The sequence below is a fragment of the Sphingobium sp. genome, from assembly GCF_036170395.1.
Taxonomy (GTDB): Bacteria; Pseudomonadota; Alphaproteobacteria; order Sphingomonadales; family Sphingomonadaceae; genus Sphingobium.
In genome coordinates this window covers 1-14,224 of the sequence record NZ_JAVHPD010000042.1, presented here as the reverse complement: position 1 = coordinate 14,224, position 14,224 = coordinate 1, and the positions used below count along the sequence as shown (strand labels likewise).

Genomic DNA, 14,224 nt, shown 5'->3' with positions numbered 1-14,224 from the left:
TCTCCATTTTGTCGACGATTTCATCGGCGATCGGCAACAAGGGTGCAATCAAAAAGTGGCTGACGATATTGTTGACAATATTGTTCGAGCGATGGAAGAAGACGCGCATGGCTGAAACGCTTCCCCTCCTTACCGGCAGCGAAGTCGCGGACTGGATTCGCGAACGCATCCGCGTCGGCCGCTTCGTGCCGGGGCAGCGGCTGGTCGAAGTCGACATCATCCGCCAGACCGGCACCAGCCGCTCCAAAGTGCGCGAGGCGCTTCAGCGACTGGAGGGCGAGGGGCTCGTTCAGATCGAGGAATTTCGCGGCGCGTCGGTTAAGAGCACCAGCCTGGACGAAGTGCGCCAGATCTACCGCGCCCGCGTCGCGCTGGAGGGGATATGCGCCGCCGATTTCGCGCGGCACGGATCAGCCGAGCAGAAGGCGTCGCTGCGCGATCTTCAAGCTCAGCTCGATCGCTGCGTCGACGAACGCTCGCCCGAGCGCTTCGGGCGGCTCAATCTGGAATGGCACCGGCTGGTGGTGGAAGGCTCCGGCAACAGGACCATTGCCGAATTGCTCAAGCGCCTCAACGTGCCGATCCACCGGCTGCTGTTCGAGAGCTTCTACGACGAAGCCCGTCTGCGCCGCGCCAATGCCGATCATCAGCGCATGGTTGCGCTGTTCCTCGCCAGCGACGCCGAGGGCGCCGAGGCGGCGATGCGCGATCATATCGGGGACGGCTTTGAAACCCTCTCGAAGATCGAGAGCGAATTTTATCGCTGATCGTTCATCAGGTCGCTGATCGTCGCCTGGAGCTTCGAGGGCGAGCAGGGCTTGCCGCACACCATCGCGTGCGGGTAGCGGTCGCGCAGCGACAGGGCGTCGGCATGGCCCGAATGGAAGATCATCGGCACCCCCGCTTCGTGCAGCAGATCGGCGGCCGGAAACACTTCTCCGTCCGACAATTGCACGTCCAGGATCGCACAGGCCGGCAGGTGCGCGTTCACCGCGGCCACCGCCTCGGCCACCGACACATAGGGGCCGTCCACTGCGAAACCCGCCGCCTCGATAATGTCCTGCACGTCGAACGCGACGAGCAGTTCATCCTCCACCAGCATCACCGTCTTAGTCATCGGCCAATACCTTCGATGGCAAATGGATGCGGATGAGGAAGGCGTCATCCTCCACCGTCCGCGTCACGCTGGCCCCCAATTGCCGCGACGACGTATCCACCAGGATGGTGCCGAAGCCCGTTCCCTGCGCGATCGTCACCTCGCGTCCGCTTTCCTCGCGCCAGATGAGGTCCAGCCCGTCCCCGTCCGCGCCCCAACTCACCGTCAAAGCGCCGCCGGGTGCGCCCAACGCCCCATATTTGACCGAATTCGTCGCCCATTCGTGCAGCATCAGCGCCAGCGGAGACAGGCAGGCCCGCTCGATCCGCGCCTTCGGCCCGTCGATGCGGATCGCGGCATGATCGCGATAGGGCGCGACGGTCGCATCGACCAGCTCAGCCAGGTCGATCGCCTGCATCTCGCCCGTGGGGGAGGCGAGCGAATGGGCGCGACCGAGCGCAGCGATGCGTTCGCGAAGGTCGCCGGCGAAAGCGCGCACATCCTCATGCGAGCGCGCGCCCGCCGAGATCATGCCGCCGACGATCGCGAACAGATTCTTCACCCGATGGTTCATCTCGCGCAGCATCAGCTCGCGGGTTTCGGCCAGCCTATATTCGGGCGTGATGTCGATCGAGACGCCGACCAGCCGGCGCGGGCCATCATCCACGATCATCCGGCCGAAACTCTTGATCCGGCGCGTCTCGCCATTCTGGACGACGCGATAGCTGCATTCAAAATCGCCGCCGTCGGCGATCACCTGCGCCAGCGCCGCATCGAAGATCGGCCGGTCGTCCGGGTGAAGCCGCGACAGGCGACCGACCGCATCGTCCGGCGACACGGCCGGATCGATGCCCAATATGGCGCGCGCATGGTCGTCGATCACCGCTTCGCCGGTATCGACGCGATATTCCCAAACCGCGACCCCGCCGGCGCGGATCGCCATGTCCATTCGCTCGCGCTCGGCGGCGAGATCGCGCTCCATCGACAGCGCTTCGGTGATGTCGGTCAGCACCAGGGTCGCGCCGTCCACCGATCCGGCCTGCGTGCGGTAGGGCAAGGTGCGAAGCGACAGCGTTCGCCCGCCATCGCGCGTCGTCACCCGCCGCTGCAACGCGGCCTTCCCACCGGCAACTGCCCGAGCGTCGTCCAGATATTCGCTTCCGGCAAGGCGCGTGGACACATCCTCCAGCGGCCGTCCACGATCGCTCGGCTGCAACGGGAACAGAGCGGTCGCCGCCTCGGTGAAGCTGCGCACGCGCAGGTCGCTGTCGAGCACGATCACCGCCAGCTCGGTCGATTCGAAGAAATTCCGCAGGTCCGAATTGGCGACGGTCAGCTGATCGACCTTGGACTTCAGCTCGTCATTGACGGTCGAAAGCTCCTCATTGGTCGATTGCAGCTCCTCGTTCATCGACATCATTTCTTCGTTGGAGCTTTTCAGCTCCTCGTTCGCCGTCTCCAGTTCCTCGACGGTCGATCGCAGCCGATGCCGCGTCGCGCGCAGTTCGTCCTCCAGCGCATCGACATGGTCGTCACTGGCGTCCAGCTCGCCGATATCCTCGTCCAGCGCCGGGCGGAACGGCGCGGTCTCGCGGAACACGAAGAGCAGGGTGCCGTCGGGCAGCGGATCGCACACGACGTCGATCTGCTGCTGCCCATATTCCGACGCGACCAGCACATCGCGCGCGACCACGCGCTTGCGCCCGTCGCGGCCCTCGCGCAGCAGCGGCCCGAGCACGGTGCGCAGGCCGCCGCGCGCCAGGCTGATCGCGCTCGATCCGCCGGTGCGGGTGACGGGGAAATCGAAATAGCGGCCAAGCCGGCCATAGGCGGCGATTATGCCGCCATCCTGGTCCAGCACCAGACTGGGCGGCGCGTAGCGATCGACCATGCGCCGCACCGCCGCCGTCTCGTCGCTCACCGTGCGCGCCCCGCTGCGGTCGCTTCGCCCGTCACCGCGCGCATCGCGCTGGCGCATGTGGCCGGGCAGGTCGATGGGATAATTGGGTGGGCCGGGCGCGCGCTGGAACAGTCGGGCCTGCTGGTCGATGGCGGGAAACAGATGCTCGAACCGCCCCACGCTTTCCGACGGCCCGAGGAACAGATAGCCGTCAGGCCGGATCGCATAATGGAGCAGCGGCATCACCGACTGCTGCAACCGGTCGTCGAAGTAGATCAGGAGGTTGCGGCACGACACCAGGTCGATGCGCGAAAAGGGCGGATCCTTGACGATGCTGTGGTTGGAAAAGCGGATCATGTCGCGGATCTGCGGCGCGATGGTGAACCGCTCGGCATGGGGAATGGCGTAGCGTTCGCGTAAGGGTAGCGGCATGTCGGCCAGCGCCGACGCCGGATAGACGCCCTCCCGCGCGATCTGGAGCATCCGCTCGTCGATGTCGGTCGCGAATATCTGCACCGTGGCGGGCGAGACCCCGCGCGCCCGCGCCGCTTCGGCGAAGAGCATGGCAATGCTATAGGCTTCCTCGCCCGATGAGCAGCCGGGCACCCAGACGCGAATATCCTCTCCCTCCGTCTGCCGCACCAGCGGCTCGATCACCTTGTCGCGCAGCCGGTCGAACAATTCGGTGTCGCGGAAGAAGCGGGTGACGTTGATGAGCAGGTCGCGGAACAGCGCCTCGCACTCGTCGGCGTCGGACTTGATCCGCGCCAGATAGTTGCGCCCCGTTCCGATGCCGAGCACATGCATTCGCCGCTCGACCCGGCGGATCAGCGTGGTGCGCTTATACCCCGAAAAATCATGGCCCACGGCGGTCCGCAGCACCTTGCAGAGGTCATCGACATGGTCGGCGACCAGCGCCGCTTCCTGTTCAGGCGCGTCCGCCGTGGCGCGGTGGTTGAAGAAGGCGAACAGGCAATCGAGCATCTCGCCCGGCTGCCTGACATAATCGACCAGGCCGGTGCCCACCGCAGACAGCGGCATCCCGTCATAGCGCGCGCTTTCGGGCTGCTGCACCAGGCAGACGCCGCCATGTTCCTTGACCGCGCGAAGGCCCGTCGTTCCGTCCGCGCCGGTGCCCGACAGGATGACGCAAGCGGCGTCGGCCTGCTGATCGATGGCGAGCGAGATGAAGAAATCGTCGATCGGGCGGCGCAGCCCGCGCGGCTGGGCGAACTCGGTCAGTTCCAGCACACCGTTGCGGATCGCAAGGCCATGGCCGGGCGGGATGATATAGACCTTGTCCGCCGCGATCTTCTCGCCGCCCTCGCATTGCAGCACGTCCAGCATCGTGTGCCGGTCGAGCAGCTGCGCCAACATGCTTTCATGATTGGGGTCAAGATGCTGGACGATGACGAAGGCCATGCCGGTCGGCGCGCGAGCAGGTGCGAGCATCTCGCGCAGCGCCTCCAGCCCACCGGCGGACGCGCCGATGCCGACCACGGGAAGCCGCGCTTCGCTCACAATAGGCTGCCCCGATCGAGATCGGCCAGGGTCATCTTCGCCTGCGCGATCGTCGCCGCGGCGTTGGCGATGGTCATCAGCGATCCTTCGACCACGATCCCGCTTTCGGCGAGCATCGGGCTCAGCCGCGCCAGCGTCCCCGACAGGTTGCTGTCATAGTCGCTGAGCTTCTCTGGCTGGGACCGGCTGACATCGAACTGAGACGCGAAAATATAGCGCACCGCGCCCGCCTGCGAGCGCAGCTTCGACATATAGAGCAGGTTGACGAAGGGCTGCCCATCCTTGCGGAAATTGACGATCGGCGTGCGGACATTGGCGTGCCGGTCATGGCGCAGGAAAGCGTGGATCGCCTCGCGCGCCTCGTCGTTGCGGCTGTTCCCCTGGAGGAAGCGGCAATTCTGGCCGACGATCTCGCTCATCGCATAGCCGGTCAGGTCGCGAAAACGCCGGTTGGTCAGCAACAGAGGATTGTCGCCATCGGCGGCGCCCAGCGAAAGGGCAATCGGCGAAGCATCGAAATAGTCCCGAAGCTCCGTCGGCAATTCAACATCACGCATCGATGCTCCAGTGACTCCCGGATGTCAGCACTCGGCAAAGCCACCCGCATCGATCGATACCGATGACCGCCCATAGAGACAAGCCAGCCCGATCTGATCTGGATTGCATCGCCTTAACTGTTGCGGCGGCGATTCGATCCCTGCGGTCCGGACACCGCGAAACGACGAGGGGCGCCCGGTCGCCCGGACGCCCCTGCCCCTTCGTAAAGCCCTTTTGAACTTAAGCCTTGTAAACCTTGTCCACTGCCGCGCGGAACTTCGCCATGTCGTCCGCCGAACCGACGGTGACGCGCGAGACGCTGGGCCAGATCGCCCAGCTGCGGCCGATCTGTACCTTTTCCGGCGCGGCCAGCAGAGCGGCCTGCATCTCCTTGGCCGGCTTTTTCCAGTTGACCATGAACATGTTGGCCTGGCTGCCGGGCTGCACCTCGATGCCCTTCTTGGTGAGCCAGGCGATGGTTTCGTCGCGGTTGCCGATCATTTCGTTGCGGCGCGCCTTGATGAGCGCGGCTTCGGTATAAACGGCGTTGCCGCAATGCATTGCGGTAATGGCGAGTCCGCCGGCGGACGGGCCGAACAGCATAATCCGCTTCTGCACCTCAGGATCGGCGAAGGTGAGGCCGAGGCGCACGCCCGCCATGCCGAACAGCTTGGAGAAGGTCCGCATGACGATGATGTCCTTGCGGCTGCCGATCAGGCTGGCGGCGCTGGGCGCCTCGGAGAAGTGCAGATAGGCTTCGTCGACCAGCAACATCGAATCCGCCGGCTTGTTGTCGAGCAGCCATTGGATATCGGCGATCGGCGTGATCGTGCCGGTCGGGTTGTTGGGGGTGCAGATATAATAGAGGCCGGCATTGGGGTTGGCGGCCAGCATCGCCTTCACGTCATGGCCCTTGCCGATCGCCTGGGGGGCCTTGGCGATCGGCGCCTTCATATAGTCGGCGGTGCGCCAAGCCGATTCGAAGGTCGGATCGGCGGTGACCAGCCCCTTGGTCGGCGAGCAATAGGCAGCGACGATGCTGACCAGCGGCCCGCCCGAGCCCGGCCAGGGCATGACATGGGTTTCGGGCAGCCCTTCGACCGACGCGACCGTCTTAATCAGGCTGTCGCGATAATTGTCGGGATCATACCAGTTGCCGAACGAGGCCGCTTCGGCCGCCGCCTGCACCCCCGACGGGAACGGGCCGGTCCAGCATTCGTTCGCGCCGATCCGCACCGCACCCTTGATGCCCCGCCCGGCCTGCTGCTGCGCCAGCGCGGCGGCGGGGAGCAGCGAACTCGCCGCAACACCCGCGCCCACCAGCGCGGTGATCTCCGCCAGCTGGCGGCGCGAATAGCCCCGGTCCATCAGGTCGTCGCGGGCATCCTTGTTCAGCATCATCGTCATGGCGCTCTGTTCCCTGTCTGCGATCATCATTGGTGTCGCAGCGGAAAACGAAGCGGCGACGCATGTCCGCCATGCGCCGCCGCCAAATTGTGCAAGAATCTTCGTTACGATGCCGTCATGCGGCTTAGGCGGTCCACACCTTGTCGATGGCGGCGTTGAACGCTTCCATCTCGCTCATCGATCCGACCGAGATGCGCGAGACATTGGGCCAGATCGGCCAGCTGCGGCCGATCTGCACATTCTGCGCCAGCAGCGCGTCCATCATGCCCTTGGCGGGCTTGCCCCAATCGACCATGAACATATTGGCCTGGCTGCCGGGGATGACCTTGATCCCCTTCGCCTTCAAATGGCTGACCGCCTTTTCGCGCGCGGCCACCATCTCGGCGCGGCGCTGCTTGATGAGGTCGGCTTGCGTTACCGACGCGGTGCCGCAGGCGACGGCGGTCATCGGCAGCATCCCGCTCACCTGCCCGCCGTCATAGCGCATCATCTTCTCCATCAGCGCGGGGCTGGCGAAGGTGAGGCCGAGGCGCATCCCCGCCATCCCGAACAGCTTGGAGAAGGTCCGCAGGATCAGCACATCGTCGCGCGTCGCGGCCAGCTTCGCGGCATTGGGGCCATCGACCCAGTGGATATAGGCTTCATCGATCACCAGGATCGCGTCCTTGGGCTTGTTGTTCGCCAGCCATTCGATGTCGGCGATCGGCGTCACCGTGCCGGTCGGGTTGTTGGGCGAGCAGATATAATAGACGCCGGCATTGGGATCGGCGGCCAGCATCGCCTTCACGTCATGCCGGTAATCGCTGGTGAGCGGCACCTTGGTCACCTTCGCGCCCAGCCACTCGCCGGTGCGCCAGATCGCCTCATAGGTGGGGTTCGCCGTCACGATCCCCCGGCTGGGCGAGGCATAAGCGACGGCGACTCGGCTCAGCGGGTCGGACGATCCCGGCCAGGCGACGATCCGCTCGGCGGGAACGCCTTCGACCGAAGCGACCGCGCGGAACAGCTTCTCATGCTCATTGTCGGGCTCGTAGCGATTGCCTTCATTGACCAGCTTGTAGGCCGCCTCGGCCGCGACCGGGAAAGGCCCGGTCCAGCATTCGTTCGCGCCGATCCGCACGGCGCCCGCAACGGCCTTGGCCGCCTGCTGCGCCTCCACGCTGCCGACGCGAACAGTTGCGGCCGCCGCGCCCAGCAGCGCGGCGACCTTCGCCATCTGCCGGCGTGAATAGCCGCGATTGGCGAGATCCTGTTCCATTTCCGGTCCGAGTTGCGTCGCCATGGTCCCTGTCCCTCTCAAAATCTCTGCGAGGCGGCCCGCCCCGTCGATCTGCTTGACGATTGTACAGAATCTTTCCGCCATGCAAACGGCCAAAGAGATATGACCGGCCCCATGCCGTAGCGTAGAACGGAATCGCCTTGGTAAGCGCACCGTCTATCTGATAGCGCAACGACATGCCCAGCACGCCCGCCGCCGCCGCCCGCCAGATCCTCACCCGCCTGCAAGAAGTCATGGCCGCGCGCACCAGCGCCCAGGCGAAGCTCAACAAGGTGGTCGAGATCATCGGCGAGTCGCTGTCGAGCGAGGTCTGCTCCATCTACTTGGTGCGCGAAGGCGTACTGGAACTGTTCGCCACCCGCGGGCTGAAGCAGGAGGCGGTCCATGTCACCCGGATGGCGATGGGCGAAGGGCTCGTCGGCCTCATCGCCACCAATGTCGAGACGCTGAACCTCGACGAAGCGGCGGCCCATCCCGACTTCTCCTATCGCCCCGAAACCGGCGAGGATCGCTTCCACAGTTTCGCCGGCGTGCCGATCGTCCGCCGCGAACGCGCCATCGGCGTCCTCTGCGTCCAGCATGTCGAGCCGCGCCGCTACGAGGAGGTCGAGATCGAGGCGTTGCAGACCGTCGCCATGGTGCTCGCCGAGCTGATCGCCAACGCGGAACTCGCCGACGATGGCCCCATGGACCTGCGCCCGGCCGACACGGGCACGACGATGCTCCAGGGTTTGCAGCTCGTCATGGGGATGGCGCGCGGCCATGCGGTGTTCCACCAGCCGCGCGTCCATATCGAGCATACGGTCGCCGAGGATACCGAAGCCGAGCGCGCCCGCGTCATCTCCGCCTTCGCCAAGATGCGCGAGCAGATCGACCGTATGACGGGCGCGGCCGAGTTCGGCACCGAAGGCGAGCATCAGGAGGTGCTCGAAACCTACAAGATGTTCGCCTATGACGAAGGCTGGACGCGCCGCATCAACGAAGCGATCGACAGCGGCCTCACCGCCGAGGCGGCGATCGAGCGGGTGCAGCAGCGCACCCGGATGCGGATGCGCCAAATCGACGATCCGCTGCTGTCCGACCGGATGCACGATCTGGAGGATTTGGCCAACCGGCTGCTGCGCATCGTGTCGGGGCAATTGGGCACGGCCGCGCAGATGGGCCTGCGGCAGGACGCGATCCTGATCGCGCGCAATCTGGGTCCGGCCGAACTGCTGGAATATGACCGCCGGCGCTTGAAGGGCGTGATCCTGGAGGAAGGATCGCTGACCGCCCATGTCACCATCGTCGCGCGCGCCATGGGCGTGCCGGTGCTGGGCCGGGTGCGCGACGTGCGGCATCAGGTGAGCGAGGGCGACCTCATCCTGATGGACGTCAACGAAAATGCGCTGCTGCTGCGCCCGAGCGCCGACATGGAGGAGGCGTTCGAGAACAAGCTGCATGTGACGCAGAAGCGCCGCGCCGAATTCGCGGCGATGCGCGACCTGCCCTCCGTCACCGCCGACGGGCAGCGGGTGGAGCTGATGGTCAATGCGGGACTGCGCGAAGACGCCCAGGCGCTCGACCTCGTCGGCGCGGACGGCATCGGCCTGTTCCGCACCGAGTTCCAGTTCCTCGTCTCCGCCACTTTGCCCCAGCGCGAAAAGCAGCAGCGGCTCTACAAGGATGTGCTCGACGCGGCCGGCGACCGGCCCGTCATCTTCCGCACCGTCGACATCGGCGGCGACAAGGCGCTGCCCTATATGCAGCAGCGCGACGGCGACGAGCATGAGGACAATCCCGCGATGGGCTGGCGCGCGCTGCGGCTGGCGCTCGACCGCGACGGCCTCATGAAGGCGCAGGCGCGCGCCCTGCTGGAAGCCAGCGCGGGCAAGGTGCTGCACATCATGTTCCCGATGGTGTCGGAACCCTGGGAATATGAGGAAGCTCGCGCGCTGGTCGAGCATCAGCGCGAATGGCTGCAATCGCACAAGAAGAAGCTGCCGATCGCGGTGCGCTACGGCGCGATGCTGGAGGTGCCGGCGCTGGCCGAGGTGCTCGACCTGCTGTTGCCCCGGCTCGATTTCCTGTCGATCGGCACCAACGACCTGACGCAATTCCTGTTCGCCGCCGATCGCGCTCACCCCAAGCTCGCCGAGCGCTATGACTGGCTCAGCATCGCGATCTTGCGCTTCCTCGACCGGGCGGTGCGCGCCTGCATCGCCCATCAGGTGCCGGTCGGCGTCTGCGGCGAAATGGGCGGGCGCACGCTGGAGGCAATGGCGCTGATCGCGCTCGGCATCCGCCGCCTGTCGATCACTCCCGCGTCGGTCGGCCCGGTCAAGGCGATGATCCGGGCGATCGACGCCGCGCAGTTGGAGGAAGCGATGCGCGGCTGGCTGGACGGCGGCGCGACCGACATCCGCGCGCGGCTGACCGGATGGGCGGCGGAACGCGGCATCGAACTGGGCTGAATTGCGCAGCGACGGCGTTGACAAGCGCCGCCCCCCGGTGAGACAAGGCCGAGCCCCATAGGTCGCGGAGCAGCATGACAGAAGATGTTCACCCGGAATCCGGTGCGATCGGCGCATCGGCGGCGCAGCCCACTACCCCGGGCGCCACGCTGCGCGCCGCGCGGGAAGCGCAGGGCCTCTCCCTTTCGGACATCGCCACCCGCACCCGCATCGCGCAGCGCCAGCTCGATGCGATCGAGCGCGACGATTATCCCGCCTTGCCCGGCATCCCCTATGCCGTCGGCTTCGCGCGCGCCTATGCCCGTGCCGTCGGGCTTGACGAAGTCGCGATCGCGGCCGACGTGCGCCGCGCGGTCAGCGAGAGCGATCTGGGCGCTACCCGCTACGAGGCGTTCGAGCCGCTCGATCCTGCGCGCGTGCCGCCGCGCAAGCTCGCCTGGGTGGTCGCGATCGTGGTCGTGCTGCTGGTAGCCGGTTATACCGTCTGGCGCACCCAGCTGCTCACCCCGCCTACCGGCGAGCAGATCGCGCAGCGCGACGCCCAGCCCGCGTCCGCGCGCCCGGCCGGGCCGCCTCCGGTCGCGCCCGCCGCGCAGCCGGTGGTCTTCACGGCCGTCGATGACGTATGGCTGCGCATCTATGACGAGGCCGGCGAGCGGCTGAAGGACGGCCTCATGAAGAAGGGCGAGCGCTTCACCCTTCCGCCGGCTGCGAAGAATCCGATGATCCTGACCGGCCGGCCGCAAGCCCTGGCGGTGACGGTCGGCGGCAAGCCGATTCCGCCGCTCGGCGAAGCGGACCGCACCATCGCCGACGTGCCGGTGAGCGCCGAAGCGCTGCTGGCGCGCGGTGCTTCGCGAGCCACCACTATTGACCCGCCCCCCGCCGCGCCGGCCCGCCGGGCTGCGCCGCGCCGCGCTTCGCCCTCCCCTGTCTCGACCGACAGCGCCGCGCCGACGGTGGCACCGGCGCCGGTGCCGGAACCCGCCACACCGGCCGCTGCCGAAACCCGGCCCTGACCGGCACCCGGCGGTGCAACGTCGCGCTTTACCGCGCGGAATAACCCCTTATGGTTAAGCGCGGAACGTCAGTCGGGGATCATCATGCGTAACGCCCTTTTCGCCACCACGGCCCTCCTGCTGGCCGTATCAGCGCCGGCCGGCGCGCAGACCACGGTCGAGGGACGGGTCGACCGGCTGGAAAAGGAAATGCGCGCGGTCCAGCGGAAGGTCTTTCCCGCCGGCGCCCCGCTGGAGGCGGAGATCGCCCGTCCCGCGACGCCTGCGCCTACGCCCGGCACGCCCGCCAGCACCCCGATCGCTGACCTGACCGCGCGGGTCGGCGCGCTCGAAACCCAGCTCGCCGCCATCACCGGCCAGGTCGAGGAGACTAGCTACAAGCTGCGCCAGCTCGAAGCGGCCTTCACCAAATATAAGGCGGAAACCGACGCAAAGCTCGCGCCGCCGCCAGCGCCCGCCGAACCCAGCGTTGCCGCGCCCGTTGCGGCCGAACCCGCGCCCGTCGCCGCAAAGCCGACAGCGCCCAAGCCCGCACCCATCGCCGCCAAGCCCGCCGCGCCTGCGCCAGCCAGCGAGGAGCGCAAGACCGCCGTCGCCGCGATCGAGCGCCCGAGCACCGGCGACGCGGCGAACGACGCCTACACCTATGGCTTCCGCCTGTGGGACGCCAAATTCTACCCGGAAGCGCAGGCCCAATTGAAAGCCACGGTCGATAAATATGGCGCAAGCCCGGTCGCCAGCAAGGCGCAGAATCTGCTCGGACGCGCCTATCTGGACGATGGCAAGCCGGCACTCGCCTCCGTCGCTTTCTACGAAAATTACCAGAAGCGCCCGCGCGGCGAACGCGCGCCGGACAGCCTTGCCTATCTGGGCGAAGCGCTGATCCAGCTCAAAAAGCCGGCCGACGCCTGCAAGGTCTATGAGGAGCTGGAGCAGGTCTATGGCGAAAGCCTGTCAGGCACGCTGCGCGGCATGATGACGTCCGGCCGCGCCAAGGCGAAGTGCAGCTGACGCCCGACCGGGCGGCGCTGGCGGCGCGGCTGCGCGCCGCCGTACTGTCCCTCGTCGGAGACGATCCCGCCGCCCGCTTCGGCGTCGCCGTGTCGGGCGGGCCGGACTCGATGGCCTTGCTGTTCCTCGCGGCTGAGAGCTTTTCCGGCCGGGTTGCAGCCGCCACCGTCGATCATGGCCTGCGCGAAGCCTCCGCCGACGAAGCCGCGATGGTCGCACGCTGGTGCGCGGATCAGGGGATCGCGCATAGCATCCTCCTTCCCGACCGCCCGGTGGAGGGCAATGTTCAGGCCTGGGCGCGCGCGACCCGTTACCGGCTGATCGAACGCTGGCGGGTCGAGACCGGCATCGACTGGATCATGACCGCCCATCATGCCGACGATCAGCTCGAAACCCTGTTGATGCGGCTCAACCGGGGATCGGGCGTCGGCGGGCTGGCCGGGGTCCGCGCCCGGACCGGCCGGATCATTCGGCCGCTGCTCGATGTCCGAAAGGCCGCGCTGCTGGCGCTGGCGGAGGCGGAGCATCTCCCCTTCGTGCATGACCCCAGCAATGCCGATCCTCGCTTCGATCGCGCCGCCCTGCGCACTGCCCTTGCGCAAGCGCCGTGGCTCGATGCCCAGGCCGCGGCCCGCAGCGCGGCGGCGCTGGCGGAGGCGGACGCGGCGCTCGACTGGAGCGTCGCCGCCTTGGCACAGACCCATGTCCATGCGGAGGCGGAAGGATGGCGGCTCGACCCTACCGACCTCCCGCGCGAATATCTCCGCCGGCTGCTACTCGTCATGCTCGACCGCGCCGATGTGCCTGCTCCGCGCGGCGAGACGCTCGATCGCGCCATTGCGCAAGCGCTCGCCGGCCGGCAGACGAGCCTGGGCGACTGGCTGCTGAAAGGCGGCCCCACATGGACCCTCACGCCAGCCCCGCCCCGCCGTTGACGATCGTTACGGAAAGGTTCCACGGCCCATCGCATAAGTTCCACGGCCTGCCGCTTGGTTGCAGCGCAACAGCCTTTTCTTAACCGCCGCCATGGCTATCCTGCGCGCACTGAGCGGGGATAGAGCGTCTATGATGGAATTTGCAGCACTTACCTATGGCCTGTTGGCGAGCGTCATCCTTTCGGCAGCGCAACGAAACCGCAAACTGGCGCAGCCGCACCCGCCGCTGCTGCTCTATGCCGGCTATCTCGTCTGCGGCCTTTCCGCCGGCCTCGCGCTCGCGCTCGCCTATGTGGCGCTCACGCTCTCCGGCCTGCTCTGATCCGTCTTCAGCATCGGTAAAGGCGGCCGGCGGCATAGCCCCGTCCTGCTTGCGCTTTTGCGGGCGCGCCCTATCTTGACGGGCGAAAGAGAGTGATGATGAACGACGAGAAAGACCCGCAGGGCAACCCCTGGATCAAGAGCGCGATGATATGGGCCGGCGTGATCGTCGCGCTGCTGCTGTTCGTGTCGATCTTCGACAGCCGCTCCGCCTCCACGGCGGGCACCGGCATCGCCTATTCGGAATTCCGCTCGAAGGTCGCCGAGGGGCAGGTCAAGGATGTCGCGATCGCGCCCGACCGCATCACCGGCACCTTGTCCAGCGGTCAGAAATTCTCGACCGTCCCCGTCAACGATCCGGGTCTCACCGGCCTGTTGGACGACTATAACGTCAAGTATTCAGGCCAGGCGCAGGAGCAGCCGAGCTTCTGGCAATATCTGCTGTTCCAGTCGCTTCCGTTCCTCCTGATCCTCGGCATCGCCTTCTTCGTGCTGCGCCAGATGCAGAAGGGCGGCGGCGCGGGCGGCGCGATGGGCTTTGGCAAGTCGAAGGCCAAGCTGCTGACCGAAAAACATGGCAAGGTGACCTTCGATGACGTCGCCGGCATCGACGAGGCGCGCGAGGAATTGCAGGAGATCGTCGAGTTCCTGAAAGACCCGAGCAAGTTCGCGCGGCTGGGCGGCAAGATTCCCAAGGGCGCGCTGCTGGTCGGTTCGCCCGGCACCGGCAAGACGCTGCTGGCCC

At 66.8% G+C, this 14,224-nt stretch carries 12 protein-coding genes; 7 read left to right on the top strand and 5 right to left on the bottom strand.

All coding sequences use genetic code 11. The features are described 5' to 3' along the window. Positions 1–107 precede the first annotated feature (107 nt). Positions 108–767 carry a GntR family transcriptional regulator gene (locus V2B31_RS11210; RefSeq protein WP_328278501.1) on the top strand — a complete coding sequence of 220 codons (660 nt, stop codon included), beginning with the start codon at positions 108–110 and terminating at the stop codon, positions 765–767. Here the strand turns inward: V2B31_RS11210 and V2B31_RS11205 are convergent. The 5 genes from V2B31_RS11205 to V2B31_RS11185 form a co-directional block, all read right to left on the bottom strand. Then, a complete protein-coding gene (locus V2B31_RS11205; protein ID WP_328278498.1) occupies positions 758–1,117 on the bottom strand; it encodes a response regulator in 360 nt (119 codons plus the stop codon). The two genes, V2B31_RS11210 and V2B31_RS11205, sit on opposite strands and share 10 nt — an antisense overlap. Further along, complete coding sequence (locus tag V2B31_RS11200; protein WP_328278493.1) at positions 1,110–4,517, bottom strand: CheR family methyltransferase; 3,408 nt, start codon at positions 4,515–4,517, stop codon at positions 1,110–1,112. The genes V2B31_RS11205 and V2B31_RS11200 overlap by 8 nt, the downstream gene beginning before the upstream one ends. Next, positions 4,514–5,074, bottom strand: a complete 561-nt coding sequence (locus V2B31_RS11195) for a PAS domain-containing protein (protein WP_328278488.1) — start codon at positions 5,072–5,074, stop codon at positions 4,514–4,516. The genes V2B31_RS11200 and V2B31_RS11195 overlap by 4 nt, the downstream gene beginning before the upstream one ends. A 220-nt stretch (positions 5,075–5,294) precedes the next feature. Next, positions 5,295–6,461 carry a pyridoxal phosphate-dependent aminotransferase gene (locus V2B31_RS11190; protein ID WP_328278483.1) on the bottom strand — a complete coding sequence of 389 codons (1,167 nt, stop codon included), beginning with the start codon at positions 6,459–6,461 and terminating at the stop codon, positions 5,295–5,297. Positions 6,462–6,585: 124 nt separating this feature from the next. After that, positions 6,586–7,743 carry a pyridoxal phosphate-dependent aminotransferase gene (locus tag V2B31_RS11185; RefSeq protein WP_328278481.1) on the bottom strand — a complete coding sequence of 386 codons (1,158 nt, stop codon included), beginning with the start codon at positions 7,741–7,743 and terminating at the stop codon, positions 6,586–6,588. A 173-nt stretch (positions 7,744–7,916) separates the two neighbouring features. On the opposite strand from V2B31_RS11185, the gene ptsP reads away from it, so the two are divergent. The 6 genes from ptsP to V2B31_RS11155 all read left to right on the top strand — a co-directional run. Further along, on the top strand, positions 7,917–10,193 hold the full coding sequence (gene ptsP / locus V2B31_RS11180; RefSeq protein ID WP_328278478.1) for a phosphoenolpyruvate--protein phosphotransferase: 2,277 nt from the start codon (positions 7,917–7,919) through the stop codon (positions 10,191–10,193). A gap of 74 nt (positions 10,194–10,267) precedes the next feature. Continuing rightward, entirely contained in the window at positions 10,268–11,212 is a 945-nt protein-coding gene (locus V2B31_RS11175) for a helix-turn-helix domain-containing protein (protein WP_328278476.1), read from the top strand. Positions 11,213–11,296: 84 nt separating this feature from the next. Further along, positions 11,297–12,223 (top strand): tetratricopeptide repeat protein, encoded by a 927-nt coding sequence (locus tag V2B31_RS11170; protein ID WP_328278472.1) that lies wholly within the window; start codon positions 11,297–11,299, stop codon positions 12,221–12,223. After that, positions 12,214–13,158 carry a tRNA lysidine(34) synthetase TilS gene (tilS, locus tag V2B31_RS11165; protein WP_328278468.1) on the top strand — a complete coding sequence of 315 codons (945 nt, stop codon included), beginning with the start codon at positions 12,214–12,216 and terminating at the stop codon, positions 13,156–13,158. Before V2B31_RS11170 ends, tilS begins: the two co-directional genes overlap by 10 nt. Before the next feature lie 130 nt (positions 13,159–13,288). Continuing rightward, positions 13,289–13,480, top strand: a complete 192-nt coding sequence (locus V2B31_RS11160; protein ID WP_328278466.1) for a hypothetical protein — start codon at positions 13,289–13,291, stop codon at positions 13,478–13,480. Positions 13,481–13,578: 98 nt separating this feature from the next. Continuing rightward, on the top strand, positions 13,579–14,224 hold a 646-nt coding region (locus V2B31_RS11155), incomplete at its 3' end, for an ATP-dependent metallopeptidase FtsH/Yme1/Tma family protein (RefSeq protein WP_328278461.1).

Coding starts and splice junctions, on each gene's coding strand:
- V2B31_RS11170 (WP_328278472.1), top strand. CDS start 11,297: ATGCGTAACGCCCTTTTCGCCACCACGGCCCTCCTGCTGGCCGTATCA.
- V2B31_RS11160 (WP_328278466.1), top strand. CDS start 13,289: ATGATGGAATTTGCAGCACTTACCTATGGCCTGTTGGCGAGCGTCATC.
- ptsP (WP_328278478.1), top strand. CDS start 7,917: ATGCCCAGCACGCCCGCCGCCGCCGCCCGCCAGATCCTCACCCGCCTG.
- V2B31_RS11190 (WP_328278483.1), bottom strand. CDS start 6,461: ATGACGATGATGCTGAACAAGGATGCCCGCGACGACCTGATGGACCGG.
- V2B31_RS11175 (WP_328278476.1), top strand. CDS start 10,268: ATGACAGAAGATGTTCACCCGGAATCCGGTGCGATCGGCGCATCGGCG.
- V2B31_RS11210 (WP_328278501.1), top strand. CDS start 108: ATGGCTGAAACGCTTCCCCTCCTTACCGGCAGCGAAGTCGCGGACTGG.
- V2B31_RS11195 (WP_328278488.1), bottom strand. CDS start 5,074: ATGCGTGATGTTGAATTGCCGACGGAGCTTCGGGACTATTTCGATGCT.
- V2B31_RS11185 (WP_328278481.1), bottom strand. CDS start 7,743: ATGGCGACGCAACTCGGACCGGAAATGGAACAGGATCTCGCCAATCGC.
- V2B31_RS11205 (WP_328278498.1), bottom strand. CDS start 1,117: ATGACTAAGACGGTGATGCTGGTGGAGGATGAACTGCTCGTCGCGTTC.